A 22,326-nucleotide genomic window follows, 5' to 3' on the forward strand; every position below is an offset into this window, starting at 1 on the left:
ACGGGCGACAGCCCAGTCCCGTCCCACGCTCAAATCAAACGAGAACGCGCTCAATACCGCCCGCGTTCGCCTTCTGCACGTACTCCGGCAGCCAGTTGGCTCCGAGCACATGCTTGGCGATTTCAACAACGATGTAATCCGCATCGATGTCCGCGTCATCGTTGTAGCGCTTGAGACCCTGCATGCATGACGGGCACGAGGTGAGAATCTTCACGTCACCTTTGAAGCCATCCGCCCGAAGCTTCTCCGCGCCCTTCTTCATCTCGATTTCCTTTCGGAACCGAACCTGAGTCGCGACATCCGGGCGGCTCACGGCGAACGTGCCGGACTCGCCGCAGCAGCGGTCGTTCTTCTCGACCTTGCCGTTGACCTGATCGTTGATCAGCGTATTCACGACCTTCAACGGGTCATAGCTCTTGATCGGCGTATGACACGGGTCGTGATACATGTACCTCACACCGGTCACGCCCTCGAGCTTCACATTCCGCTCCATCAGGAACTCGTGAATGTCGACGATGCGACAGCCCGGGAAGATCTCGTCGAATTTATAACCCTGCAGCTGATCGAAACACGTGCCGCAGCTGACCACCACCGTCTTGATGTCGAGATAGTTCAGCGTGTTCGCGACACGGTGGAACAGCACACGGTTGTCCGTGATCATTTTCTCCGCCTTGTCGAACTGCCCCGCGCCCCGCTGCGGATAGCCGCAGCAGATGTAACCGGGAGGCAGCACCGTCTGCACGCCGACCTTCCAAAGCATCGCCTGGGTCGCCAACCCCACCTGCGAGAACAAACGTTCCGAGCCGCAGCCAGGGAAATAGAACACGGCCTCCGACTCGCTGGTCGTACGCGACGGGTCGCGGATGATGGGCACGTAGTGCCGATCTTCGATATCCAACAGAGCGCGTGCCGTTTTCTTCGGCAGCCCGCCGGGCATCTTCTTGTTGACGAAGTGGACGACCTGCTCGCGCACCGGCGGCTTGCCGGTCGTCGCGGGCGGGTGCGCGGTCTGCGCATTGGCAACGACTTTCAACGCGCGATTCGCCATACGCTGAGCCTTGAAGCCCCACTCCAACATGGCCGTGCGCGCAACCTTGATCGTCTGCGGGTTGGTCGCATTCAAGAAGAACATCGACGCCGCAGTCCCTGGATTGAAGCGCTTCTTGCCCATCCGGCGCAGCAGATCGCGCATCGCCATCGACACGTCGCCGAAGTCGATGTTCACGGGACACGGCTTCTCGCACTTGTGACAGACCGTGCAGTGATCGGCCACATCGGAGAACTCGTCCCAGTGACGCAGCGACACGCCACGACGCGTCTGCTCTTCGTACAAGAACGCTTCGATCAACAGCGACGTCGCCAGAATCTTGTTACGTGGTGAATACAACAAGTTCGCACGCGGCACATGGGTCGCGCACACCGGCTTGCACTTGCCACAACGCAAGCAGTCCTTGATGGCATCCGAAATCGAGTTGATGTCGGACTGCTGCATGATCAGGGACTCGTGTCCCATCAGGTTGAAGCTGGGCGTGTACGCGTTGCGCAGATCGCCGCCCGGCATCAGCTTGCCTTTGTTGAAGCGACCGTCCGGATCGACGCGATCCTTGTAACGACGAAACTCCTCAGTCTCGGCGTCCGTCAGGAACTCGAGCTTCGTGATACCGATGCCGTGCTCGCCCGAGATCACGCCATTGAGCCCACGGGCAATCGCCATGATCCGCTCGACGGCGCGGTTCGCCGTCTGGAGCATTTCGTAATCGTCCGAGTTCACAGGAATATTGGTGTGCACGTTGCCGTCGCCGGCATGCATATGCAGCGCCACCCACACGCGACCCCGCAGCACGCGCTTGTGCATTTCTTCGACCGCTTCGAGGATGGGCACACACGCGCCACCCACGAACAGGCGCCGCAGATGCGCACGCACTTCCGTCTTCCACGACGTGCGCAGCGAACGATCCTGCACCAGATCGAACACGCGAACATTCGGTTCGCGATCGATGCGTCGCTCGAAATCTCCGCGCAGCGGAGCGAAGCCCAGCGTGGCCAGCTCAGGCAACGCCTCGCTAAGCGGCGTATCCAAATGTTCGGCGAGATAGGTCCAACGCGCGAGCGTGTCCGCAATCACCTGCTGAGCCTGGATCTGCCGATCGCCAAGCAACTCGGCGCGTGACACGCTGACCAGATCGGGATCGTCGACCTTGCCCAGTGGCAGCTCGGTCTCGAAGAAGTCCCGCAGCTCGCGGAGCATCTTGATCTTGTTGGCGAACGACAGCTCGATGTTGATGCGCTCGATGGCATCGGTGTAGTCGCCCATGCGCTCCAGCGGAATCACCACGTCTTCATTGATCTTGAAGGCGTTGGTGTGTTTCGCGATCGCGGCCGTGCGTGAGCGGTCCAGCCAGAACTTCTTGCGCGCATCGGGATTGACGGCGACGAAGCCCTCGCCGGCACGGCTGTTGGAAATGCGGATGACTTCAGACGTCGCACGGGCGACCGCATCTTCGTTGTCGCCAACGATGTCCCCGAGCAGCACCATCTTCGGCAAGGCGCCGCGCTTGGACTTGGTCGCATAGCCGACGGCGCGCAGATAACGTTCGTCGAGATGTTCCAGACCCGCGAGCTGCACCCCAGAGATCGCGGTCTCTTTATCGAGGAACGATTTGATCTCGACGATGGACGGAATCGCATGACGTGCGTGACCGAAGAATTCCAGACACACCGTACGCGTGTACTTGGGCATGCGATGGAGAATCCAGCGCGCCGACGTGATCACGCCGTCGCACCCTTCCTTCTGCACGCCCGGCAGGCCGCCCAGGAATTTATCGGTGACGTCCTTGCCCAGACCTTCCTTACGGAACTTGCGACCTTCGATATCGACGCGGGCAGTACGCAACACACGTGCGCGCTGCGGATTGTCGCGGCCGTCCTTCCAGACTAATTCGAACTTGGCAACCTCGACATCGTGAATCTTGCCGCGGTTGTGCTCGAGGCGGGTCACTTCGAGCCAGTTGCCGTCGGGATCGACCATCCGCCACCAGATGAGATTGTCGACGGCCGTGCCCCACAGCACCGCTTTCTTGCCACCGGCATTCATTGCGACGTTGCCGCCGATGCACGAGGCATCCGCGGACGTCGGATCGACAGCAAACACCAGACCCGCACGCTCAGCCGCGTCGGACACGCGACGAGTGACGACACCGGCGCCGCTAAAAATCGTCGACACCTTCACATCCGGCGTGCCGGGAACGTCGATGACGTCAATCGGATCCAACTGTTCCAGCTTCTCGGTGTTGATGACGGCCGAGAGCGGCGTGAGCGGAATCGCGCCACCGGTGTAACCAGTGCCGCCGCCGCGCGGAATGATGGTGAGGCCCAGCTCGATGCAATCGCGCACCAGCGCGGGAATCTCCGCCTCGGTGTCGGGAGACAGCACGAGGAAGGGATATTCGATACGCCAGTCGGTCGCGTCCGTCACGTGTGAGACACGCGCGAACGCATCGAAGCGAATGTTGTCGTCACGCGTGTGACGCTCGAGCAGACGCCGCGCCCGCTTGCGAAGCTGCACCAGTTTTTCGAAATCGTCGGCGAACGATTGGACCGCGCGCCGCGCCGCTTGCAACAGCTCGCCGACCTTGCGATCGCGCTCCGGATCGGCGTCATCGCGACGACGCTCGATCTCGTTGAGCCGGTGATGCAAGGCTTCGATCAAGAGGCGACGGCGCTTGGGATTGTCGACCAGGTCGTCCTGCAGATACGGATTACGCTGCACGACCCAGATGTCGCCGAGCACTTCGTACAGCATGCGCGCCGAACGGCCGGTCCGACGTTCACCGCGCAGCTCGTCAAGAATGGTCCACAACGACTCGCCCAACAGTCGGATCACGATCTCGCGATCCGAAAACGAGGTGTAGTTGTAAGGGATTTCGCGCAGACGAGCGGCCGGGCCCGCGACAGCGGCGTCCGGCTCCGTGGCGGCAAGCGGTAGGGACAGGTTGCGCAAGGTAGTAAGGCTTAAGAGCCCGAGGCGAGGTATGGACGGTAATTGTACGCGGTTACAGTCCGGTCTAAGAAGGCGCCAATGCCCGATAAGCCCTTGATCCTGGCAATCCTTTATATTCCCCAAACCAAACTGCATAAGCTCCGAGGCCCATGAACACGCATCTGTCCGCCCTGGAAGCCCGGTTGATCGGCTGCCTGATCGAGAAGGCCATCACCACGCCCGATCAATATCCTCTGTCGTTGAATGCGTTGCTCAACGCCTGCAATCAGAAGAGCAATCGCGAGCCGGTGCTGAGTCTCGACGAGCGCACCGTGCAGGAGAGCGTCGACGGACTGGTGAAGAAGCATCTGGTGCTGGAGAAATCGGGCTTCGGCAGCCGCGTGCAGAAGTATCAGCACCGCTTCTGTAATACGGGTTTCGGCTCGTTCGAGTTCACACCGGTGCAGACCGCGATCATCTGCGAGTTGCTGCTGCGAGGACCGCAGACGCCGGGCGAGTTGCGCACTCGCGTGCCCCGCATGGCCGAGCTGCGCGACCCCGCTGAAGTCGAATCGGCGCTCGAGGATCTGGCCACGAGACCAGACGGCCCGTTCGTCAAACAGCTGCCTCGCGAGCCGGGCCGCCGCGATTCCCGATATGCGCACTTATTCAGTGGAGAGGACGCGATTCCGCTGACGCCAGCCGAAGCCGGCGGAGGCGCGGCTGAACCGCAGCCAAACGCGCCGATGTCCGAATCCCGGGGCGCCCTGACGACGCGTGTCGACGCCCTCGAAGCGCAGGTCGCTGCCCTACGGCAGGAGTTGGAAGAACTACGCAGTAGCATTAAGTCCTCGTAATAGACGGCCTTCGCGGCAAACTTTGCTTGCGAAGGGGCGTCTTACTGGCATTGCATAGGAAACCCAACTTGGGAGGAGCCATCCATGCTTGTCAGACAGAATCGAGCCCCCTTCAATCGAGCTCGCGCGACCGTGGTTTCGGCAGCCACGTTGCTGGGTATCGCGCTGGCCGGCTGCAACGGCAGCTTCGCCGATAACAACCCGACCCAGGCGGCCGCCAGCCCGCCGCCCGCCATCGCAACGGCGTCGCCGCGCAATGTCGCAGCCGCCCTGCCCGATTTCGCCTCGTTGGTCGATCACTATGGCCCGGCCGTCGTGAACGTCGCCGTGGTCGGCAAGCAGCAGCCCATCAGCAACGAAGGGCCCGGCGGCATGTCGCCCAACGATCCCTTCCAGGATTTCTTCCGTCGCTTCGGTCAGCCCATGCCGCGCAATCAGCAGCCGGCCCGCGGTGAAGGCTCGGGCTTCATCGTCAGCGCCGATGGTTACATTCTGACCAACGCGCACGTGGTCGCCGATGCCGACGAAGTCACGGTGAAGACCACCGATCGTCGCGAGTACACCGCCAAGGTAGTGGGCTTCGACGAAGCCACCGACGTCGCCGTGTTGAAGATCGACGCCAAGAATCTGCCGACCGTGAAGATCGGCGATCCGGCCAAGCTGCGTCCCGGTGAGTGGGTGATCGCGATCGGCTCGCCGTTCGGCTTCGAGAACAGCGTCACCGCCGGCATCGTCAGCGCGACCTCGCGCTCCATGCCCGGCAGCAACTACGCGCCGTTCATTCAAACCGACGTGGCCGTGAACCCTGGCAACTCCGGCGGCCCGCTGTTCAACCTGCAAGGCGAAGTGGTCGGTATCAACTCGCAGATCTATAGCCGCAGCGGCGGTTACATGGGTCTGTCGTTCGCGATCCCGATCGATGTCGCGAGCAACGTGCAACAGCAGCTGGTCTCGAACGGCAAGGTCACCCGCAGTCGCATCGGCGTCTCGATCCAGGACGTGAATGCGCAGCTCGCCGAATCGTTCGGCCTCGATCGTCCGAAGGGCGCGCTGGTCGGCATGGTCGAAGAGAACGGCCCGGGCGCCAAGGCCGGCATCAAGGCCGGCGACGTAATCCTCAAGGTCGACGGCACCGAGATCGAACAGTCCTCGCAGCTGCCTGGTTTGATCGCTTCGAAGAAGCCCGGCAGCACGGTCAATCTCGACGTGTGGCGTGAAGGCGGCATCAAGCGCATCAGCGCCAAGCCGGTCGAGATCGTCGACAAGGGCACCAAGGTTGCGAACCGCGACGCTGTGGAATCCGATGAAACCGCCAAGCTCGGTCTGGTCGTCCGCCCGCTGCAGAAGCAGGAGAAGGCGCAGGTCGACACTCAGGGTGAGCTGGTGGTCGAAGACTCGGATGGCCCGGCGGCGGCCGCTGGCGTGCAGCGTGGCGACATCATCCTCGGCGTGAACGGCAAGCCCGTGAAGTCGGTGGACGAACTCAAGGTCGCCGCTCGCAAGACCAAGGGCAAGATCGTAGCGCTGCTGATCGAACGAGACAGCGCGCAGATCTTTGTCCCGGTGCGTATCGGGTAAGGATGTAGCTATGGTGAGCGACCGACGAATGGCGGAAACTTCCCCTCGTCAATCCCCGCTGCCTTCGTCGGTCAGCTCACCGGTTACGCGAATGAAATTACTGCTCATCGAAGACGATCTGCAGGCTGCCGAATATCTGCTCAAAAGCCTGCGGGAAATTGGCTACAGCGTCGATCACAGCCCGGATGGGCGGGACGGCCTGGAAAAAGCGACTCAACGTCATTACGACGTGGTGATCGCGGACCGTCAGCTGCCGCACATCGACGGCCTGACCATCATCACCACCCTGCGCGAGCGCAACGATCGCACCCCGGTGCTGATCCTGTCCGCGCTCGGCACGGTCGACGACCGCGTGCATGGCTTGAAAGCCGGCGGCGACGACTACCTCACCAAACCGTTCGCGTTCGCCGAACTGCTCGCGCGCATCGAGGCGCTGAGCCGTCGAGGCACCGCCCAGGCGGAATCCAGCCGACTCAAGGTCTCGGACCTGGAGCTGGACCTGCTGGCCCGCAAAGTGACTCGCGCCGGCCAGAACATCGACCTCACCACCAAGGAGTTTCAGCTGCTGGAATTCCTGATGCGCCGGCCCGGCCAGGTGGTCACGCGCACCATGCTGCTCGAAGGCGTATGGAACCTGCACTTCGATCCGCAGACCAATATCACTGACGTGCACATGAGCCGCCTGCGCAACGCCGTCGACAAAGGGTTCTCCCGGCCGCTGATTCATACCGTGCGCGGCGCCGGCTACGTACTCAAGGAATAACCGGGTTTGGACGTTGTGGCGGGGGGCGACGGAAGACGTCGTACAATGGCCGCCACTTCAACGGTTCTTCAGAGCAGCGAACGCATGACCGACTCCGGCCGCCCGGATGCCGTCGGGCCGACCACGCGCCCGCGACCGCGCATGCGACTGTCCACGTCGCGGCTCGCCACGCTGTTTATCGTGATCTTCGCCGTCGGCGTCACTCTGGTGCTGACCGCCGTTTATTTCCTGACCGCGCGCGTGCTCGACAACGAAGTCGACGCCGTCATCAACTCCGAGGTCAACAATCTGGTCGATGACTATTCGCGCGGCGGGTTATTGCAGCTCGTGGCGACGTTACATCGTCGCGCGGACGGCTGGGGTCGATCCGGGGCCGTGTATCTCTTGGTCGAAAGCAACGGGTTTCCTATCGCCGGCAATCTCGCCCGCTGGCCGCAGGTTGTGAGTCGATATAACGATTGGGTGGAATTCGATATCGACGCCAGCGAGGCCGGCGGCGCGGTCGCGCATCCGGTGCGTGCGCAGATCATTCGATTGCCCGGCAATCGTTGGCTGCTCGTCGGCACCGATATTCTGAATCGCAGCCGCCTCGCCTCCCGCCTGCGAACGGCCATGTTCTGGGGCGTCGGCGCGAGCGTGTTGCTCGCCACGTTGTTCGGTTTGAGTTACAGCAGGCGCATTCGTCGTCGCATCAAAGCGGTGGCGGCGACCTGCGAATCGATCATGGCTGGCAATTTGTCACAGCGCTTACCTGTCGAGCCCGCGCACGACGAGTTCGATGCCCTCGCCACCGCCGTCAATCGGATGCTCGAAACCATCGAGCAACAGACGGAGACGTTGCGTACGACGTTCGATAGCGCTGCCCACGATTTGCGCGCCCCGCTGTATCGCGCTCGCGTGCGCATCGAAGAATCTCTTCAACACGAAGGCCTCGCCGACAATGTCCGCGAGACGATGGACGCCACGCTTGCCGAGCTGGATCGCGTGCAACGAACGTTGGGCACTTTGCTTCAGATCGCTCAGACCGACGGCCGCGGCCGCGACGTTCCCACCGAGGATGTGGATGTCGCCGCGCTCGCGCAAGAACTGGTCGAGTTGTATCAACCCGAAGCCGGCAATAGAAACATCAACCTCGAATACCAAGGCGACGCCACCGCCTTCATTCACGGCAATCGGCAACTGCTCGCGCAGGCCGTCGTCAATTTACTGGAGAACGCGATCAAATACGTGCCCGAAGGCGGCAAGGTCGAAGCCAGCGTCCGCACCCTCGGCGACTCCCTGACTCTATCCGTCGCCGACAACGGCCCCGGCATCCCCGACGCCGACCGCGCCCGCATCCTGCAACCTTTCGTTCGGTTGGAACGGGATCGGGATCAAGTCGGCAGCGGCTTGGGGCTGAGCCTGGTCGCCGCGGTCATGCGATTGCATCGAGCGACGATTGAGCTGCTGGACAATCACCCCGGACTGTTGGTGCGCTGTGTGCTGCCGGTGAGAAAACAACTCATGGTCGGCTTTGCCAGCGACGCGGAACCCAGCTCCCGCGCCTGATCAGATCGCCATCACTCCCAGCTCCCGCTCATCCGGCATGAAGGGTTTGAGGTCTGTGCCCGGGACAGTCAACGAGCTCTTGATCTTGTTGCGAACGGTTTGATAACCGACGAACAGCGATGCCGGCACGGCGCACCCGAGCAGCATCGGGCCACTGTTAACCGCCAGGGCCTTGGCGGCGATCCGAAGCTGTTCCCTTCTTATCGCCAGCACCCCTGGCAGAACGCAGTTATCCAGGATACGCGCTCGCGCAGCCACCCGGCGCTTGAGCTCGACATCGCGATCTATTCGATCCGAGATCGCGCAGACCGTGACCAGATCGAACTTGAACAACATGCCCGCCAGGGAGTCGATCGAGTCTTGCAGCACCCGAAGATGACGATCGACGAACTCCGCCCCCTCGCCGGCGGCCCTTGAGTTTTCGATCTTCAGCAGCCGGACCTCGTCCCTCAACCGCAGCAGGTCGAGGCGCAGTTCGAGCCGCAGCGATGGCGCAATGATCGACTCATAGACGAAGTGAAGAATGGCAGCAGCCATTAAGATCAAAATGCAGTAGTACATCGCTACCCCCTACTCGACTTTATTCTCTGCAGGCCAAGGCTCCGGCTCAGCTCGACGGAGATCAGGCGGCGCTGATACCTGGCATGGACATACCAGCCACCGATTGCAACCAGCGCCAGCAAATAGCCGAAGAGCGTCCCACCCTCCAACCCATCAACGATTCGAAACACGAGCTCAGACACATCTTCAGACGGCATTCGCCAGATCAGTAACATCAGGATCAGGCCGACAATCGCCAAAGGGAACTGACCTTTGTTGATCGACGCAACCAGGATGTCTCGAACGGCGTTGGCCCACGGGCTCGATGACGAGCGACTTGCAGATGCCGGGGGCCGTTTGACCATGAAGCTGACTGTACGTCTTCACAGGTCAAAGGCCACCCTGAATTTTAAATTTAGCGCCGGTTTGCAGGCGCAGCACAGGCCTTGATCGCCGCGCTTACGGTCGGCTTCGCCAGCAAAGCGGATGCCGGCTCCCATGCATGACAGCTACGACAACAATGTCGTCAGGCTCGACTCGAAAGTAAATCGCAAATGGGAAACGCGCCATCAGAGCGCGGCGGGTGCTTCTGTGTACTACGGGATATAGCAGCGGTCGTTCGGCGACTGAGTTAAAAATCGCCATGGCTCGATCAAGGAATTGCTGCCCCAGGCCCGCGCGCTGTTGTTCATACCAAGCCGTCGCAACAGCCAGATCCTCCTCAGCCTCTCGCCTGAGTCGCGGACCGTCAGGCTCACAAGGTTTTGCGAATGTCAGCGATAACGTCTGCCGCGGGGCGGCCGCGAACACTGTCGGACTCATACGCATCCAGCCGACGGTCGAGCTCGGCCCGCTGTTGTGAGGTAAGCGGCAGCGCGCCCTGATCTGCAGCGATGCTATCCCACAGATCCTCGACCAGGCGGAGGCGCTCTTCCAGCGGTAATTTTCGCAGATCGGGGTTCATGAGGTCAGCATACCCCGGCGCACGCGGTCTGCGAAACCGCAGGTGCCGGGCACCCGAGCTGTCCATCATGCGCCTGCCCTCGAATGACGATTGTCTGATATCGGACTGTACGTCTTCGCAGCTCGAGTCCCACCCTGAATTTTAGATTTAGCGCCGGGCTCAGCGCTTCTCAACCGACTCCACATAGAACAACTCACACGCGCCATTGCCGGTGTCGGCGCGAGTGAGCGAGCTGTTCCAGGTGAAATTGTTCGGGCCGGCCACGCTGACCAGCTGGCCGTGCAGATGCACGATGTTGCCGGGCTTCACGCCCTGCAGGCGATCTTCGATGTTCCCGTCGGCGGGAATCAGATGCATGTTGGAGGCGTTCAGCAGGGCGGTCGGGATGTCGATGGCCTGCTCGTCAGGATAGATCGTGAAGAAGCGGGCCCCCTGAGTGATCCGGAAGTGAGATAGCACCGCGCTGTCGGACATGGGGCCCCAGCCGAGGGCGAAATCGATAGGCGAGAGGCGAGCCCCGCCGTCCATGCTGTATTTCTCTACCGACAGCACACGCGCTTCGACATCGAAATCGGCTAGTGGCGTTATCTGATAGTCGCCATGCGAAAACGGCGCCCGCTGTACCAGTTGCTGCCAGGGCTCGTCAGGCGCCAGCACGCCCGGCGGACGATCGACGGCACGGCCTTCCACCAGCGCGGCAACGCCAGCACCGACGGCAACCAATGCAACCACGACTCGCCAATGAGCAAACATGGCGTGCAGGTTACCGGGCCGCCGTCAGCCCTCGAAGTGCGCGCATCACATCGGATCTAACAAACATGATCCGTGCATGAGGTCACTGAGCGTCGACTTTCACCCACACCGACAGCTCGTTGCCGCCGGTGCTGTAGCTGTGACTCAGAATGCCGCTGCTATTGCTGCTCGAGGTCTCGCTGACCCCGCCGAGCTGCATCCACGAGCCCAACCGGCCGACGACCTGCGTGTTCAACGACTGCGACTGAATGCCGTTGCCGCCAACGCGCTCGTCCTGCTGTGAGATTTCCAATATGACTTGATCGCCATTGACGCGCGGCGTGACCATGAAGCCCCGCTGCAAATTACGCTGCTCGACCGCGCCCGCGACGAACGGTCGTTTGCCGCCGCCGACTGCGAAGGCCGTCACAATCGGCACCGTGGTGCCGGTGGCGATGAATGCAGAATTTCCTTCGAGCACCTGCACGCTCGACACGCTCGCGTCGTTCGTCTGCAAGTTGCGTTCGCCGGCGCGCACCCTCGCGGACACGCCATCGCGAGTGCTCAGCGTGCCCGACGCCGAGGCCTGCTCCTGTTGAATATCCAACGCTGTGCTCCGGCGCACAGAAACCAACATCTGCCGCTGTTGTTTATCCAACTGCGCCACCGCCGAGCGCAGCTGCGCGAGATTGCTGCCGCTGGTGCGAACGAACAGCTTGTAATCCTGCCCGGTGAGCGCGCCGCCCTGTTCCAGCAAGGGCTGCAATACCGGAATGAGATCTTCGGCACGTCGGTACTTCAAATCGATGACAGTCAGCGACTGCGCCCAGGTCACGGTGGCCATCAGGCAGGCGACGATGCCCAGCCACGAGCCTCGCTGCAAGCGCCGGAATAAATTGTTCATAAAGCCTCTGGAACGCGCTAAGTCCCTGTATTGCGATGACTAAACAATCGGCTAAGGCAAACGCTTAGGTGGAAACGACGCGCTTACCGAGAACCAGTCCACTCAAGCCTGGAGCGATTATGCCGAATCAGTGGCTGTGCGGCCCCTGAACCGCGTGCTGATCGTTCTTCCGGAAAATCAATGAACCTGATCCTCGGCATCGTGGTGGTGTTTGGCTGTGTGCTGGGCGGCTTCGCCGTCCACGGCGGTCAGCTGGGCGCGCTCTGGCAGCCCTCCGAGCTGCTGATCATCGGCGGCGCCGCGATCGGCGCGCTGATCATCGCCAATCCGTTCAGCGTCACCAAGAAGGTGGCCGCCGGCATTCCGGCGCTGCTGAAGGGCTCGCCGTATAAGAGGGATCATTATCTCGCGCTGTTCTCGGTGATGTACGAGCTGCTGTCGATCGCGCGCAAGGAAGGCATGATGGGCCTGGAGCGCGTCATCGAAGAGCCGGCCAAGAGCGATCTGTTCAAGAAGCGTCCGCTGATCCTCGCCGATCATCACGCCGTCGAATTCATTCAGGATTACCTGCGCCTCATCATCAGCGGCGACATGGACCAGCATCAGCTCGAAGCGCTGATGGACCTGGAGATCGAGACGCATCATCACGGCGGCGAAGAGCCGGCGCAGGCGCTCAACAAGGTGTCCGATTCGCTGCCTGGCTTCGGCATCGTGGCCGCGGTGCTCGGCATCGTGAACACCATGGGCTCGCTCGGCGGCCCGCCGGAAGAAATCGGTATCAAGGTCGCGGCCGCGCTGGTCGGTACCTTCCTCGGCATTCTGCTCGCGTACGGCCTGCTCGGCCCGATGAGCACGGCCATGGAGCGCCGCGCCCGCGACGAAACGAATTTCTATACGACCATCAAGACCTGCATCATGGGATTCCTGCAGGGTCACCCGCCGCAGGTTGCAATCGAGTTCGGTCGCAAGTCGACGCCTGCGGAACTGCGTCCGAGCTTCAAGGATCTCGAAGCCCAGCTGCGCGGCAAGAAAGCTTGATCGGCTTAGCGGACTTTAGTCATGGCTAAGAGCAGAGACGGCGAGGCACTGGCGCCGATCATCATCAAGAAGGTCAAGAAGGGCGGCCACGGTCATCATGGCGGCTCCTGGAAAGTGGCCTTCGCCGACTTCGCCACCGCGATGATGGCGTTCTTCCTGCTCATGTGGCTGATGGGCTCGACCACTCAGCAGCAGAAGGGCGCGATCTCGGAATATTTCAACAATCCTTCCGCGGTGCCGGGCACGAGCACCATGCCTTCGCCCACGTCCGTTCAAGGCCCGGGCGGCGCCAGCACCAGCATGATTCAACTGGGCGGCGGCATGGAGTTGAACGCCACCAGCGGCAATCCCGATGCGCCGGAAGCTCAGATCAATGACGATGAGGCGGAGAAGCGCGCCGAAGAGCTCGACAAGGAGCGGTTGAACTCGCTCATGCAGGAGCTGAAGGAAGCGATCGACGCGCGCGAGGCGCTGGCGAAGTTCAAGGATCAGATTCTTTTGGACATCACGCCCGAAGGCGTGCGCATTCAAATCGTCGATCACGATCGCCGCTCAATGTTCCCGCTCGGCAGCGCGAAGCTGGAGGACTACAGCACCAAGATTCTTTACGAGCTGTCCACCATCATCAACAACGTGCCGAACCGCATCAGCATCAGCGGTCACACGGACATCAAACCTTACATCGCCAACAACTACAGCAACTGGGAGCTGTCAGCGGATCGCGCTAACGCGGCCCGTCGTGCGTTGATTGCTGGTGGGTTGCCGCAGGAGAAGGTGGGGCGTGTCGTTGGCCTGGCGTCGAGTGTGCTGCTGGATACCGCGGTACCCGATAGCCCAGTGAACCGACGCATCAGCATCATCGTGATGAACCGTCGCACCGAAGAAGCGATCATGCATGAGAACGGCACGCTGCTCAGCGTGCAGCCTCCGGGCGCGACGGAGCCTGGGCAGGCGCCGGTTGCGGAGAGTGGTTCTGGTGGGGAGGCGGGCGCTGTCGCTCCTGCGGGTGATGCCGGCAGCGGCGCTGCTGTGCCTGTTACGGCCGCGGTGGCTCCGATCGCGGGCTGACAGCAGCAAGACTAGCTCCGCCGCATCCACTCCGGATCCGGGATCTCGTGAAACGCGTGCCGCAGGCTTTCGCTCCAGCGGGTGCGGATCATCCTGAAGTACGCATGGTTCTCGTCGATGTTGACGTGACTGTGAACCTTCAATTCGTCGCGCTTGATCGACAACAGATCCAGCGGCACGCCCACCGATAAGTTCGAACGGATGGTCGAGTCCATCGAGATCAGCGCGCACTTCGCGCCCTGCGCCAGGCTCGTGCTGCGGGTGACGACGCGGTCCAGAATCGGCTTGCCGTACTTCGACTCGCCGATCTGGAAGTACGGCGTGTCCGGCGTGGCCTCGATGAAATTGCCCGCCGCGTAGACGCAAAACAATCGCGGCGGCTCCTCGCCGATCTGGCCGCCGAAGATCAGCGAGGCATTGAATTCGATGTGATGATCCTTGAGCGCCTCGGCGTCGCGCTTGTGAATCTCGCGCAAGGCTTCGCCGACCGCGAGCGCCCCCTCGAACATGTTCTTGGACGTCCAGATGCCCTTGATGCCCGGCTCGTTCTCGTGCTCGTGCAAAACATTCACGACCGCTTGCGAGATCGCGAGATTGCCGGCGGTGAGCAGCACCATCACGCGCTCGCCGGGACGCTCGAAGATGGTCACTTTGCGGAACGTGCTGATCTGGTCCACGCCCGCGTTGGTGCGCGAGTCGGAAAGGAATACCAAGCCGGCATCCAGCAGCATGCCTACGCAATACGTCATAGCTACAACCGCAGTTGATGGGCGGCTCTGCCCAGGACGAACTATAAACCGATTACTGCTGCGCGGCTGTCGCGATCCTGACCGCAACCTGCATCTCTTCCGGCCCGCCGCCACGACGGACCCCGCGAACCGGGCAGGCATCGAGATAGTCGCGCCCCACCGCCAGCCGGCAATGGCGCCCGTCGGTGGGCGTGCGATGAGTCACGTCGATGGACATCCAGCCTTGGTCGCGGCCGCCCCAAACATCCACCCACGCGTGGCTGGCGATCTCGCCGTCCGGGCCTGCGTAAAAGTAACCGCTGACATAGCGTGCTGGAATGCCGGCGCTGCGACAGCAGGCTATGTAGATGTGCGAATGATCCTGGCACACCCCCGCACCCCGCGCGAACGCCCGCGAGGCGGATTCGTGAACGTCGGTGGCGCCTTTTTCATAGCGCACTTCTTCACACACCGCTTCCGCCAGCGCGAGCAGCCTGCCGGGCGACTCGTTGCCCGCTTGCAGATGAGGACGCGCGAAGTTGACGATGGCCTCGTCGGCCCGGGTCAGCGGCGTTTCGGCAAGAAAGGCCAGCGGCGAAATCCTGCCTTCGTCGGGCAGCGACATGCTGGAGTGATCCTCGGTCTCGACGATGCCGTTCACGACGATGCGAATCTCCCGATGCGGCTCGTCGAGGGTGAGCAAATGCACGATGTTTCCGTAAGCATCGACTTGCGAGCGATAGCGCCCGGGCGCAGCCATATTCCAGCTCAACGCGCGTTGCATGGGATCGCGACGAGGGGTCAGCCGCAGGTTCTGCACGCTGCGCTTCACCGGCTCGCCGTAGCGATAGAACGTTTCGTGTCGGATATGCAGTTGCATACGCTCTCTCTTAGTCGGTAGCCGACACCAGGAAGTCCCGTGACACGCGATCGCCGAGATCGCGCACCTGACCGAGGAATCGCACCAGATATTCGTGCAGCCCGATCTCGAACACACTTTCGATGCGCCCGAAATGCAGCGACGCCTGTAGCTCGCCGGCACGCCGCTCCGTTTCCGACGACTGCGCGTTCCGCACCGACTGGAGGTGCATGTGGACTTGAGACATGCATCTTCGAAGTGAGCGGGGCATGTCGTCGCGCAGGACTAGCAACTCGGCGACGCGCCTCGGTGTGATCAGATCGCGGTAGACGCGGCGATAGATTTCGAACGCGGAGACGGAGTGCAGGAGTGCGCTCCATTGATAGTAGTCGGCTGCGCCACCCGCTTGCTCACCGCGAGGGAGCAGCAAGTGATACTTCACATCGAGAATGCGAGCGGTGCTGTCGGCGCGTTCCAGATACGTGCCGAGCCACGTGAAGTGCCAGGCCTCATCACGCAACATCGTGCCTTGAATCACGCCCCGCGCGACGTGCGAGCGATACTTCACCCACTCGAAGAAATTGCCGACTTCCGCTTCGGTGGAAGAACGCAGGCTGGCCACGCGCATCTCCAGCCAGGTCGCGTTCAATGTTTCCCAAATTTCCGACGTGAGCGTGCCGCGCACCGCCCTCGCGTTTTCACGCGCGGCGCGCAGGCAGCTGTAGATGCTCAGAGGGTTGTCGCGATCGAAGGCCATGAAGGCGATGACGTTCGATGAGGTGACTGCGTCGTAACGCTGCCGGAACGCGTCCATCAAGCCGATGATGGTGAGCGTCGCGATCCAGCCTTGTTCGACGACCTCGGCGCCTTGAGGGAGCAGAGACATGCGCGAATTGACGTCGAGCATGCGAGCGAGATTTTCGGCGCGCTCGGTGTAGCGCGCCATCCAATACAGGTGATCGGCGGTGCGGCTCAGCATGCTCGTACGCCCTGCGGGCTCCCTCGCCAAGAGAGGGTTGTTTTTTTGTTTTGTCCGGAGGGAAAAACAAAAATAACAATCTGTGGCGGCGTTATGCGCAGGTCGTTCATCGCTCCAGCACCCACGTATCCTTCGTCCCACCGCCTTGCGACGAATTCACCACCAGCGATCCTTCTCTCAGCGCCACTCGGGTCAAGCCGCCAGGCACCAAGGTTACTTCCCGGCCCGACAAGACGAACGGCCGCAAATCGATGTGTCTCGGCGCGATGCCCGCATCGACGAACGTCGGGCACGCGGACAGTGCGAGTGTCGGTTGGGCGATGTACTTCTCCGGTGAGCGCAGGATCCGCTGACGAAACGCCGCCAGTTCATCCTTACTCGCCGCCGGGCCAATCAACATTCCGTATCCGCCGGCGCCATGAACCTCTTTGACGACCAGCTCCGACAGATGCGCGAGCGTGTATTCCAAATCCTCTCTGCGACGTAACACATACGTCGGCACATTCGACAGCAACGGTTCTTCGCCGAGATAGAAGCGGATCATCTCCGGCACATAGGGATAAATGGACTTGTCGTCCGCCACGCCCGTGCCGATCGCATTCGCAATCGTCACGCGCCCCGCGCGATACGCGGCCAGCAATCCTGGAATGCCCAGCATCGAATCCGGCCGAAACACCAGCGGGTCCAGAAAGTCGTCGTCGATGCGGCGATAAATCACATCGACCCGCTGCGGGCCGCGAGTGGTGCGCATGTAGAGGAACTCGTCGTCGACGAACAAATCCTGCCCCTCGACCAGCTCGATACCCATCTGCTGCGCGAGGAACGCGTGCTCGAAGTACGCGCTGTTATAAGCACCCGGCGTGAGGAGCACGACCGTCGGATCGTTCACACCGGACGGCGCGACGCTGCGCAGATTCTCCAGCAACAAATCGGGATAGTGCTCGACTGGCGCCACCGAATGCACCGCGAACAGCTCGGGAAACAATCGCATCATCATGCGCCGGTCTTCGAGCATGTATGACACGCCCGACGGCACCCGCAGATTGTCTTCGAGCACGTAGAACTCGCCGGCCCCGGCGCGCACGACATCGATGCCCGCGATGTGCGCATAGATCGAGCCCGGCACGTCGATGCCTTGCATCTCCGGCCGGTATTGACCGTTACACAGCACCTGTTCGGCGGGAATGCGGCCGGCCTGCAGGATCTCCTGCGAATGATAGATATCGTTGGTAAACGCGTTCAGCGCACGCACGCGCTGCTTCAAGCCGGCGGCCAGATGTTTCCATTCGTTGGCCGGGATGATGCGAGGGACGATGTCGAAGGGAATCAGCCGTTCGGTGCCCGCTTCTTCGCCGTACACGGTGAACGTGATGCCGACCCGATGAAACAACGTGTCGGCCTCGGCGCGCTTGTGAGCGACGCGCTCGCTGGGCGTGCGGGCCAGCCAGGAAGCGAAGGTCTTGTAGTGCTCGCGCACGTCGCCGTCGCTGGCATGCATTTCATCGTACGGAGTCGCCGACATCCAGACCTCTGTTGTAGCCGGCGGCAGCAGTGCCGCGGCTCGAGCTAGGTGTCAGGCGAAGGAGCGAAAAGCGTGCCAGCGGCGGAAGGCGCTGGTTATGCGTGAATCGTGAGCAGTTCGAGGCGGGACGCACCAACGCGAGGCCCGGCGGGCGGGCCCCACGCACGATGATGGGGCGCGGGCCCCATCATGAGGATCGATCGTCAAGGCATCTGGATCTTGCCGCCGCCGCGGCCACCGGTGATGCCGGGCATCGGGCCCTGCGGAACCACGAGCTGCGAGGCCTGTTGACGGCGCATCTCCTGGATCTGCTGCACGGTGCGCTCGATGGCCGCCTGAGCGGCCGGCGCGAAGCCGACCACGGCGTCCGCCAGCGTCTGGCCCTCGATCTCGAAGCTGATCGGCACCGGGCCCATGTTGGTCATGATCTCGGCCTGGCCGATGTACAGCACCGGCCGGCCGGGATCGGCCGAGCCATCGGCGCGCACCGGGGACAGGCGACGAATCGCACCGACCCGCCGATCGGTGAAATTTTCCTCCTGGTAGAGCCCTTCGGCGTCCATCTGCGGGTCTTGATTGCGTTCTTCGGCCATGTGAAACCTCTAATGAATTCGCCCGCTTGCGACGGACGGGTGTAAGCCTCGGTGCTTTATGACAGTAGACCAGCCGGCGCTCGCATCTTCAAGGCGGTGACAGTCTTCGTCAGGGGGCACAACGTCGTTACAATGGGGCCATCTTCAATGAGAGCAACGGGCGGTTCGCGCCCGAGTGACGCCCATGCAGGAAACCGACAACCCCTTCAGCGAAGCCTTCGGCAAGGCCGTCGATCTGGGCAACCGGATCGCCGACACGGATGACAAGGCCGACATCTGGGACATTGCCGACGGTCTGCTGGCGGGTGCCGTCCAGTACTGGTTGTACTCGCGACAACCCTGTTCGGATCCCGAATGCGAAGAATGTCAGCCGATCAGCACCGCCGAGGGCCGGATCGAGGAGCTGCGCAAGCTGATGCGCCAGTTCGCCGAAGAAAGCGAATATTTCCATTCACCCACGGACCGTAACGTTGGCCGCGCGTAAGTAGCGCGGCCGCACGCTCGCCCCCTTTCCCTCGTGGCGAAATTTTCGCCACATGCCCAGCATCATGACTGTGGTCGATTGTCAACGGCGGGCGCGTGAAATTTTCGCAGCAAAAAATACTTTGCGCGTACGTGCTTGATCCGTAATGCGGCGTAAATACAACGCGCGAATGCGAGGGCGTTTTGCGATCCAGCGCACACCGCCCGATTCGTGTCGCCCTTCACACTTTCGCCCGCGTGGCTTCTGCGGGAGACCGATGCGGTGGGAATGTTGAAGAACTTGAAGCTCAGACATCGCGCCTACGTGTGCGCGTACAACTCGTTTCGCTTCGCCGCGCGACTGCGCGGTGACTTGAGCGAGTTCGCGCCCTCGATCGCGGAAACCCTGGAGAGCGTGGGCGACGAGCTCGCCGCGCTCGCGCGCGACAGCTGCCCGACGGAGAACGAGCGTCGTCAGCTCATCGAGGGATTGGAAGGCGCGCTGCGTGCACTCGGTCTGTCCGACGCGGCGCAGGTTCATATCGTTTCTCAGCTCGCGCCACGCATCATGGCGGGTGAGCCGGCGAGCGCGAGCAAAGAAGCGTGGACGCGCATGGCGGTCTGATTTTGAACCTGAAAAACCGCTAAATGAGACATAACCTCAAGGCGATGGCAGCAGGTCACTTGTCGCCAATCCCCTTGTCTGCTGAAAGCGACCATAACGCTTGACTTATGCCGACGCGGTGCCGATGATCGAATCGTTCCAAGACGATTGCTAGATTTACTGGGCAAACTCGCCGAAAGGCGAGGACGCAAAGCTTCCGGTCTAACGGATTCATTTCCTAAGACAGCGGGGTTGCCACGGGGCCGCGACATAATGCGGCAACGGTTTCGCCACAAAAGATAACAGCGAAACTGCCGTGAACGAGCGCGATGCGCATACGCGCGCTCACTTCCCCGCCGAAATGATGTTCCGTTCAGCTTGAAGCGCGTCCACCGCAAGCGGGCGGTGTTCAGCGGCGCAACGGGTCGGGGAAGAAACGTGGAAGACAACACCAGCAAGGTCTATGTCGAGCCGGAAAGCTCACAGCCGGCGCTCGTCTCCCAGAGCTCAGGGAGCGGCACGCAGCTGTTTGTCATCAACCTGTGCGCGTCGATCGCGCCGGTGTCGACGACGGGCCGTAACATTCCCGGCCTCGAGAATTACAAGCTTTATCAGGTCGCGCGTGTCGAGGATGGACGCACGCGGCATCGTCTGCGCCTCGGCTTCTTCACCAACGAAGCGCATGCCGAACGTGTGCTCACTGTCGTTCGTCAGCAATATCCAACCGCATTCACGACCAGCCTGAGCGATGAAGATCGTCGTTTCGCTCGTGGCTATTTGCCGGCTGCGACGCCTGCGCCTGCGCCGCGTCCGACTGTTGCTGTAGTCAACACGCCGCCGCCGGCTCCCGTTGCCGCTGCTCCTGCTCCTGCCCCGAAGGCCGCGCCCGCTCCTGTCGCTGCAGCTCCCGCTCCCAAGGCTGCGCCCGCGCCCGTCGTCGCGCCGCCCGCGCAAGTTGCCGCCAAGCCCGCGGTCGCTGCGAAACCTGTTGCAGCGAAGCCCGCTCAACCTGCAAAGCCCGCTGCCAAAGCGCCGACCGACGAAATCGTCGAGATGACTTGGGAGCCGGACGAAGAGACCAAGGCCGCAGTCACGTCAGCGTCGTTGCCGAAGATCAAAGCGCTCACTGAAGCCATTGGCCTCGATGAGATGAGCTGGAACGACGATCCCACTCCTGCTCCGACGCCTGCTCCGTCGAAAGAACCGCTCGCTGTCGGTTTGTTGAGCGGCAAGTTCGCCGCACTCGACACCAGCAAGCTGAAGATCAAGACCACGCCTCCGGCCGCCGCGCCTGCGCCGGTCGCAAGCAAGCCTGTGACTCCGCCCGCGCCCGCCACCATCCCGCCAAAGCTGGATACAGCCGCGAGCGTGCGCGTGCCTGCGCTGACTTTCTCCGATCCTGAACCGACGCCCGCCGCTGCGCAGAAGTCGAACGGATCGAACGAGCCGTATCACGTCGGCAAAGGCCTTAACATCGAAGAAGTCGATGCGTTCGAGCTCGACCTCTATGACGAACCGCCGGCCAAGGCCGCCGCGCCCGCTCCGCAGCCCGCGCCCGCTGTAACAAACAAAGCCGCTGCGGCTAAACCCGCTGCTCCTGCGCCGAAGCCTGCGCCCGCTGCCGCGAAGCCAGCATCGCCGCCGCCGGCTGCAAAGAAGAACGAGCCACCTGCGAAGCCTGTTGCTCCTCCGGTGACCAACAAGGCCGCTCCGCCGATTCCGAAGCAAGTGCCGCCTGCGCTGGTTCGCGACGCTTCGAACGCGCATCCGAATCTCGACAGCACGCAGACCATCCGCGCGCTGACCAACGAAGAGATGAGCGATGCCGCGCAGGAAAAGTGGTTTGCGATTCAGCTCGCGGCGTCCGAGCAGCCGGTGAATCTGGACATCCTGCCGCACCTCGATATTTTCGAGGCCTATCGTTTGTATTCCGTCGCGACCGCCGGCAGCGGCAAGATCGTGCACTCGCTGCGCCTCGGTTTCTTCAAAGAAGCCGTGTCGGCCGAAGCGGTCACCGGCTATCTCAAGACGTTCTTCGCGTCGCCTTCGGTCCTGCGCATCAGCGTCGCCGAGCAGGCCCGCTTCAAGGATGCGCCTCAGCCGCGTCGCGCCGAGCCGGAAGAGCCGAAGAACAACGTCGTCGAGCTCAATAACGCCCGCGCCAATCGCGCGCCGGTGGTGCCAACAGTCACCATGGAAGTCGATCCGTCGGCCACCGGAGCGTTCCGTCCCAATGCCACCGGCGCGTTCCGCCCGAACGCCACGGGCTCGCTGAACTCCGCCACCGGCACGTTCAAGCCCGGCGCGACGGGTGCGTTCAAGCCCAACGCCACCGGCGCCTTCAAGCTGAATTCCACCGGCGTTCATAAAGCGCTGGATAGCAAAGTCGCCGCCAAGTCCGCCGCTCCCGCCATCAAGCGCTCCGAGCCGACACGCTCCGGCAATACCGGCAAGCACAAGCAACTCAAGCGCAGCCTGGCCGATGAGTTGATGGAAGAGGCGCGCGAAGTCGAGTTGTCGGAGAGCGGCGTTCGCAAGCTGCCGCAGAACGGCTCGCTGCTGTCGCGGCTGCTAGGCAAGAAGAAATAGCGCCGCCCCGCGCGTCTGC

Annotated in this window: 21 protein-coding genes and 1 riboswitch; of the genes, 9 read left to right on the forward strand and 12 right to left on the reverse strand. The window is 62.2% G+C overall.

What is annotated here, in order from left to right; translation table 11 throughout:
• Positions 1-34: 34 nt before the first annotated feature.
• Positions 35-3,991, reverse strand: a complete 3,957-nt coding sequence (locus tag ACFPN2_RS10900; RefSeq protein WP_380600103.1) for a DUF3683 domain-containing protein — start codon at positions 3,989-3,991, stop codon at positions 35-37.
• A 158-nt stretch (positions 3,992-4,149) separates the two neighbouring features.
• Between ACFPN2_RS10900 and ACFPN2_RS10905 the strand changes: the two genes are divergently transcribed.
• From ACFPN2_RS10905 to ACFPN2_RS10920, 4 genes are all read left to right on the forward strand, one after another.
• Positions 4,150-4,836 (forward strand): YceH family protein, encoded by a 687-nt coding sequence (locus ACFPN2_RS10905; RefSeq protein WP_380596631.1) that lies wholly within the window; start codon positions 4,150-4,152, stop codon positions 4,834-4,836.
• Positions 4,837-4,920: 84 nt separating this feature from the next.
• On the forward strand, positions 4,921-6,414 hold the full coding sequence (locus tag ACFPN2_RS10910) for a DegQ family serine endoprotease (RefSeq protein WP_380596632.1): 1,494 nt from the start codon (positions 4,921-4,923) through the stop codon (positions 6,412-6,414).
• Between the two features lie 91 nt (positions 6,415-6,505).
• Positions 6,506-7,177 carry a response regulator gene (locus tag ACFPN2_RS10915; protein ID WP_380596633.1) on the forward strand — a complete coding sequence of 224 codons (672 nt, stop codon included), beginning with the start codon at positions 6,506-6,508 and terminating at the stop codon, positions 7,175-7,177.
• An 84-nt stretch (positions 7,178-7,261) separates the two neighbouring features.
• Positions 7,262-8,725, forward strand: coding sequence for a sensor histidine kinase (locus ACFPN2_RS10920; RefSeq protein WP_380596634.1), 1,464 nt, complete (start codon positions 7,262-7,264; stop codon positions 8,723-8,725).
• Here ACFPN2_RS10920 and ACFPN2_RS10925 read toward each other — a convergent pair whose 3' ends face one another.
• The 6 genes from ACFPN2_RS10925 to ACFPN2_RS10950 form a co-directional block, all read right to left on the reverse strand.
• Positions 8,726-9,286, reverse strand: a complete 561-nt coding sequence (locus tag ACFPN2_RS10925) for a hypothetical protein (protein ID WP_380596635.1) — start codon at positions 9,284-9,286, stop codon at positions 8,726-8,728. It abuts the gene before it with no gap.
• 2 nt (positions 9,287-9,288) lie between these two features.
• Positions 9,289-9,630 (reverse strand): hypothetical protein, encoded by a 342-nt coding sequence (locus tag ACFPN2_RS10930; RefSeq protein WP_380596636.1) that lies wholly within the window; start codon positions 9,628-9,630, stop codon positions 9,289-9,291.
• Positions 9,631-9,724: 94 nt separating this feature from the next.
• On the reverse strand, positions 9,725-10,093 hold the full coding sequence (locus tag ACFPN2_RS10935) for a type II toxin-antitoxin system RelE/ParE family toxin (RefSeq protein WP_380596637.1): 369 nt from the start codon (positions 10,091-10,093) through the stop codon (positions 9,725-9,727).
• A complete protein-coding gene (locus ACFPN2_RS10940) occupies positions 10,020-10,229 on the reverse strand; it encodes an addiction module protein (RefSeq protein ID WP_380596638.1) in 210 nt (69 codons plus the stop codon). Before ACFPN2_RS10940 ends, ACFPN2_RS10935 begins: the two co-directional genes overlap by 74 nt.
• A gap of 159 nt (positions 10,230-10,388) precedes the next feature.
• The gene (locus ACFPN2_RS10945) at positions 10,389-10,982 is read right to left on the reverse strand and encodes a hypothetical protein (protein WP_380596639.1); all 594 of its coding nucleotides are present in this window, start codon (positions 10,980-10,982) and stop codon (positions 10,389-10,391) included.
• An 82-nt stretch (positions 10,983-11,064) separates the two neighbouring features.
• Positions 11,065-11,865 (reverse strand): secretin N-terminal domain-containing protein, encoded by an 801-nt coding sequence (locus ACFPN2_RS10950; RefSeq protein WP_380596640.1) that lies wholly within the window; start codon positions 11,863-11,865, stop codon positions 11,065-11,067.
• A 180-nt stretch (positions 11,866-12,045) separates the two neighbouring features.
• Here ACFPN2_RS10950 and motA point away from each other — a divergent pair, with 180 nt between their 5' ends.
• Both motA and motB read left to right on the forward strand, forming a co-directional pair.
• Entirely contained in the window at positions 12,046-12,903 is an 858-nt protein-coding gene (gene motA, locus ACFPN2_RS10955; protein WP_380596641.1) for a flagellar motor stator protein MotA, read from the forward strand.
• Positions 12,904-12,924: 21 nt separating this feature from the next.
• Complete coding sequence (gene motB / locus ACFPN2_RS10960; RefSeq protein ID WP_380596642.1) at positions 12,925-13,971, forward strand: flagellar motor protein MotB; 1,047 nt, start codon at positions 12,925-12,927, stop codon at positions 13,969-13,971.
• Between the two features lie 11 nt (positions 13,972-13,982).
• Here the strand turns inward: motB and ACFPN2_RS10965 are convergent, their stop codons facing one another.
• From ACFPN2_RS10965 to ACFPN2_RS10985, 5 genes are all read right to left on the reverse strand, one after another.
• Complete coding sequence (locus ACFPN2_RS10965) at positions 13,983-14,720, reverse strand: proteasome-type protease (protein WP_380596643.1); 738 nt, start codon at positions 14,718-14,720, stop codon at positions 13,983-13,985.
• Between the two features lie 52 nt (positions 14,721-14,772).
• Positions 14,773-15,579: a transglutaminase family protein gene (locus ACFPN2_RS10970; RefSeq protein WP_380596644.1), complete on the reverse strand. Its 807-nt coding sequence runs from the start codon at positions 15,577-15,579 to the stop codon at positions 14,773-14,775.
• 10 nt (positions 15,580-15,589) lie between these two features.
• Positions 15,590-16,537: an alpha-E domain-containing protein gene (locus tag ACFPN2_RS10975; RefSeq protein WP_380596645.1), complete on the reverse strand. Its 948-nt coding sequence runs from the start codon at positions 16,535-16,537 to the stop codon at positions 15,590-15,592.
• Positions 16,538-16,643: 106 nt separating this feature from the next.
• Complete coding sequence (locus tag ACFPN2_RS10980; protein ID WP_380596646.1) at positions 16,644-18,059, reverse strand: circularly permuted type 2 ATP-grasp protein; 1,416 nt, start codon at positions 18,057-18,059, stop codon at positions 16,644-16,646.
• A gap of 203 nt (positions 18,060-18,262) precedes the next feature.
• Positions 18,263-18,652: a hypothetical protein gene (locus tag ACFPN2_RS10985; RefSeq protein ID WP_380596647.1), complete on the reverse strand. Its 390-nt coding sequence runs from the start codon at positions 18,650-18,652 to the stop codon at positions 18,263-18,265.
• 184 nt (positions 18,653-18,836) lie between these two features.
• Between ACFPN2_RS10985 and ACFPN2_RS10990 the strand changes: the two genes are divergently transcribed.
• The 3 genes from ACFPN2_RS10990 to ACFPN2_RS11000 all read left to right on the forward strand — a co-directional run bounded on the left by ACFPN2_RS10990 (position 18,837) and on the right by ACFPN2_RS11000 (position 22,307).
• Positions 18,837-19,136: a hypothetical protein gene (locus ACFPN2_RS10990; RefSeq protein WP_129781435.1), complete on the forward strand. Its 300-nt coding sequence runs from the start codon at positions 18,837-18,839 to the stop codon at positions 19,134-19,136.
• 267 nt (positions 19,137-19,403) lie between these two features.
• Positions 19,404-19,739 carry a hypothetical protein gene (locus ACFPN2_RS10995; RefSeq protein WP_116807049.1) on the forward strand — a complete coding sequence of 112 codons (336 nt, stop codon included), beginning with the start codon at positions 19,404-19,406 and terminating at the stop codon, positions 19,737-19,739.
• A 152-nt stretch (positions 19,740-19,891) separates the two neighbouring features.
• A riboswitch (cyclic di-GMP riboswitch) is annotated at positions 19,892-19,978 on the forward strand.
• A 178-nt stretch (positions 19,979-20,156) separates the two neighbouring features.
• Positions 20,157-22,307 carry a hypothetical protein gene (locus ACFPN2_RS11000; protein WP_380596648.1) on the forward strand — a complete coding sequence of 717 codons (2,151 nt, stop codon included), beginning with the start codon at positions 20,157-20,159 and terminating at the stop codon, positions 22,305-22,307.
• The last annotated feature ends 19 nt before the right edge of the window (positions 22,308-22,326 follow it).

It is taken from the genome of Steroidobacter flavus (assembly GCF_042651805.1).
GTDB lineage: Bacteria > Pseudomonadota > Gammaproteobacteria > Steroidobacterales > Steroidobacteraceae > Steroidobacter > Steroidobacter flavus.

Bases quoted from the DNA above. Each gene is read 5' to 3' on its own strand.
- ACFPN2_RS10975 (WP_380596645.1), bottom strand. From the start codon at position 16,537: ATGCTGAGCCGCACCGCCGATCACCTGTATTGGATGGCGCGCTACACC.
- ACFPN2_RS10970 (WP_380596644.1), bottom strand. From the start codon at position 15,579: ATGCAACTGCATATCCGACACGAAACGTTCTATCGCTACGGCGAGCCG.
- motB (WP_380596642.1), top strand. From the start codon at position 12,925: ATGGCTAAGAGCAGAGACGGCGAGGCACTGGCGCCGATCATCATCAAG.
- ACFPN2_RS10980 (WP_380596646.1), bottom strand. From the start codon at position 18,059: ATGTCGGCGACTCCGTACGATGAAATGCATGCCAGCGACGGCGACGTG.
- ACFPN2_RS10995 (WP_116807049.1), top strand. From the start codon at position 19,404: ATGTTGAAGAACTTGAAGCTCAGACATCGCGCCTACGTGTGCGCGTAC.
- ACFPN2_RS10985 (WP_380596647.1), bottom strand. From the start codon at position 18,652: ATGGCCGAAGAACGCAATCAAGACCCGCAGATGGACGCCGAAGGGCTC.
- ACFPN2_RS10920 (WP_380596634.1), top strand. From the start codon at position 7,262: ATGACCGACTCCGGCCGCCCGGATGCCGTCGGGCCGACCACGCGCCCG.
- ACFPN2_RS10990 (WP_129781435.1), top strand. From the start codon at position 18,837: ATGCAGGAAACCGACAACCCCTTCAGCGAAGCCTTCGGCAAGGCCGTC.
- motA (WP_380596641.1), top strand. From the start codon at position 12,046: ATGAACCTGATCCTCGGCATCGTGGTGGTGTTTGGCTGTGTGCTGGGC.
- ACFPN2_RS10905 (WP_380596631.1), top strand. From the start codon at position 4,150: ATGAACACGCATCTGTCCGCCCTGGAAGCCCGGTTGATCGGCTGCCTG.
- ACFPN2_RS10950 (WP_380596640.1), bottom strand. From the start codon at position 11,865: ATGAACAATTTATTCCGGCGCTTGCAGCGAGGCTCGTGGCTGGGCATC.
- ACFPN2_RS10965 (WP_380596643.1), bottom strand. From the start codon at position 14,720: ATGACGTATTGCGTAGGCATGCTGCTGGATGCCGGCTTGGTATTCCTT.
- ACFPN2_RS10945 (WP_380596639.1), bottom strand. From the start codon at position 10,982: ATGTTTGCTCATTGGCGAGTCGTGGTTGCATTGGTTGCCGTCGGTGCT.
- ACFPN2_RS10930 (WP_380596636.1), bottom strand. From the start codon at position 9,630: ATGGTCAAACGGCCCCCGGCATCTGCAAGTCGCTCGTCATCGAGCCCG.
- ACFPN2_RS10915 (WP_380596633.1), top strand. From the start codon at position 6,506: ATGAAATTACTGCTCATCGAAGACGATCTGCAGGCTGCCGAATATCTG.
- ACFPN2_RS10935 (WP_380596637.1), bottom strand. From the start codon at position 10,093: ATGCGTATGAGTCCGACAGTGTTCGCGGCCGCCCCGCGGCAGACGTTA.
- ACFPN2_RS10910 (WP_380596632.1), top strand. From the start codon at position 4,921: ATGCTTGTCAGACAGAATCGAGCCCCCTTCAATCGAGCTCGCGCGACC.
- ACFPN2_RS10940 (WP_380596638.1), bottom strand. From the start codon at position 10,229: ATGAACCCCGATCTGCGAAAATTACCGCTGGAAGAGCGCCTCCGCCTG.
- ACFPN2_RS10925 (WP_380596635.1), bottom strand. From the start codon at position 9,286: ATGTACTACTGCATTTTGATCTTAATGGCTGCTGCCATTCTTCACTTC.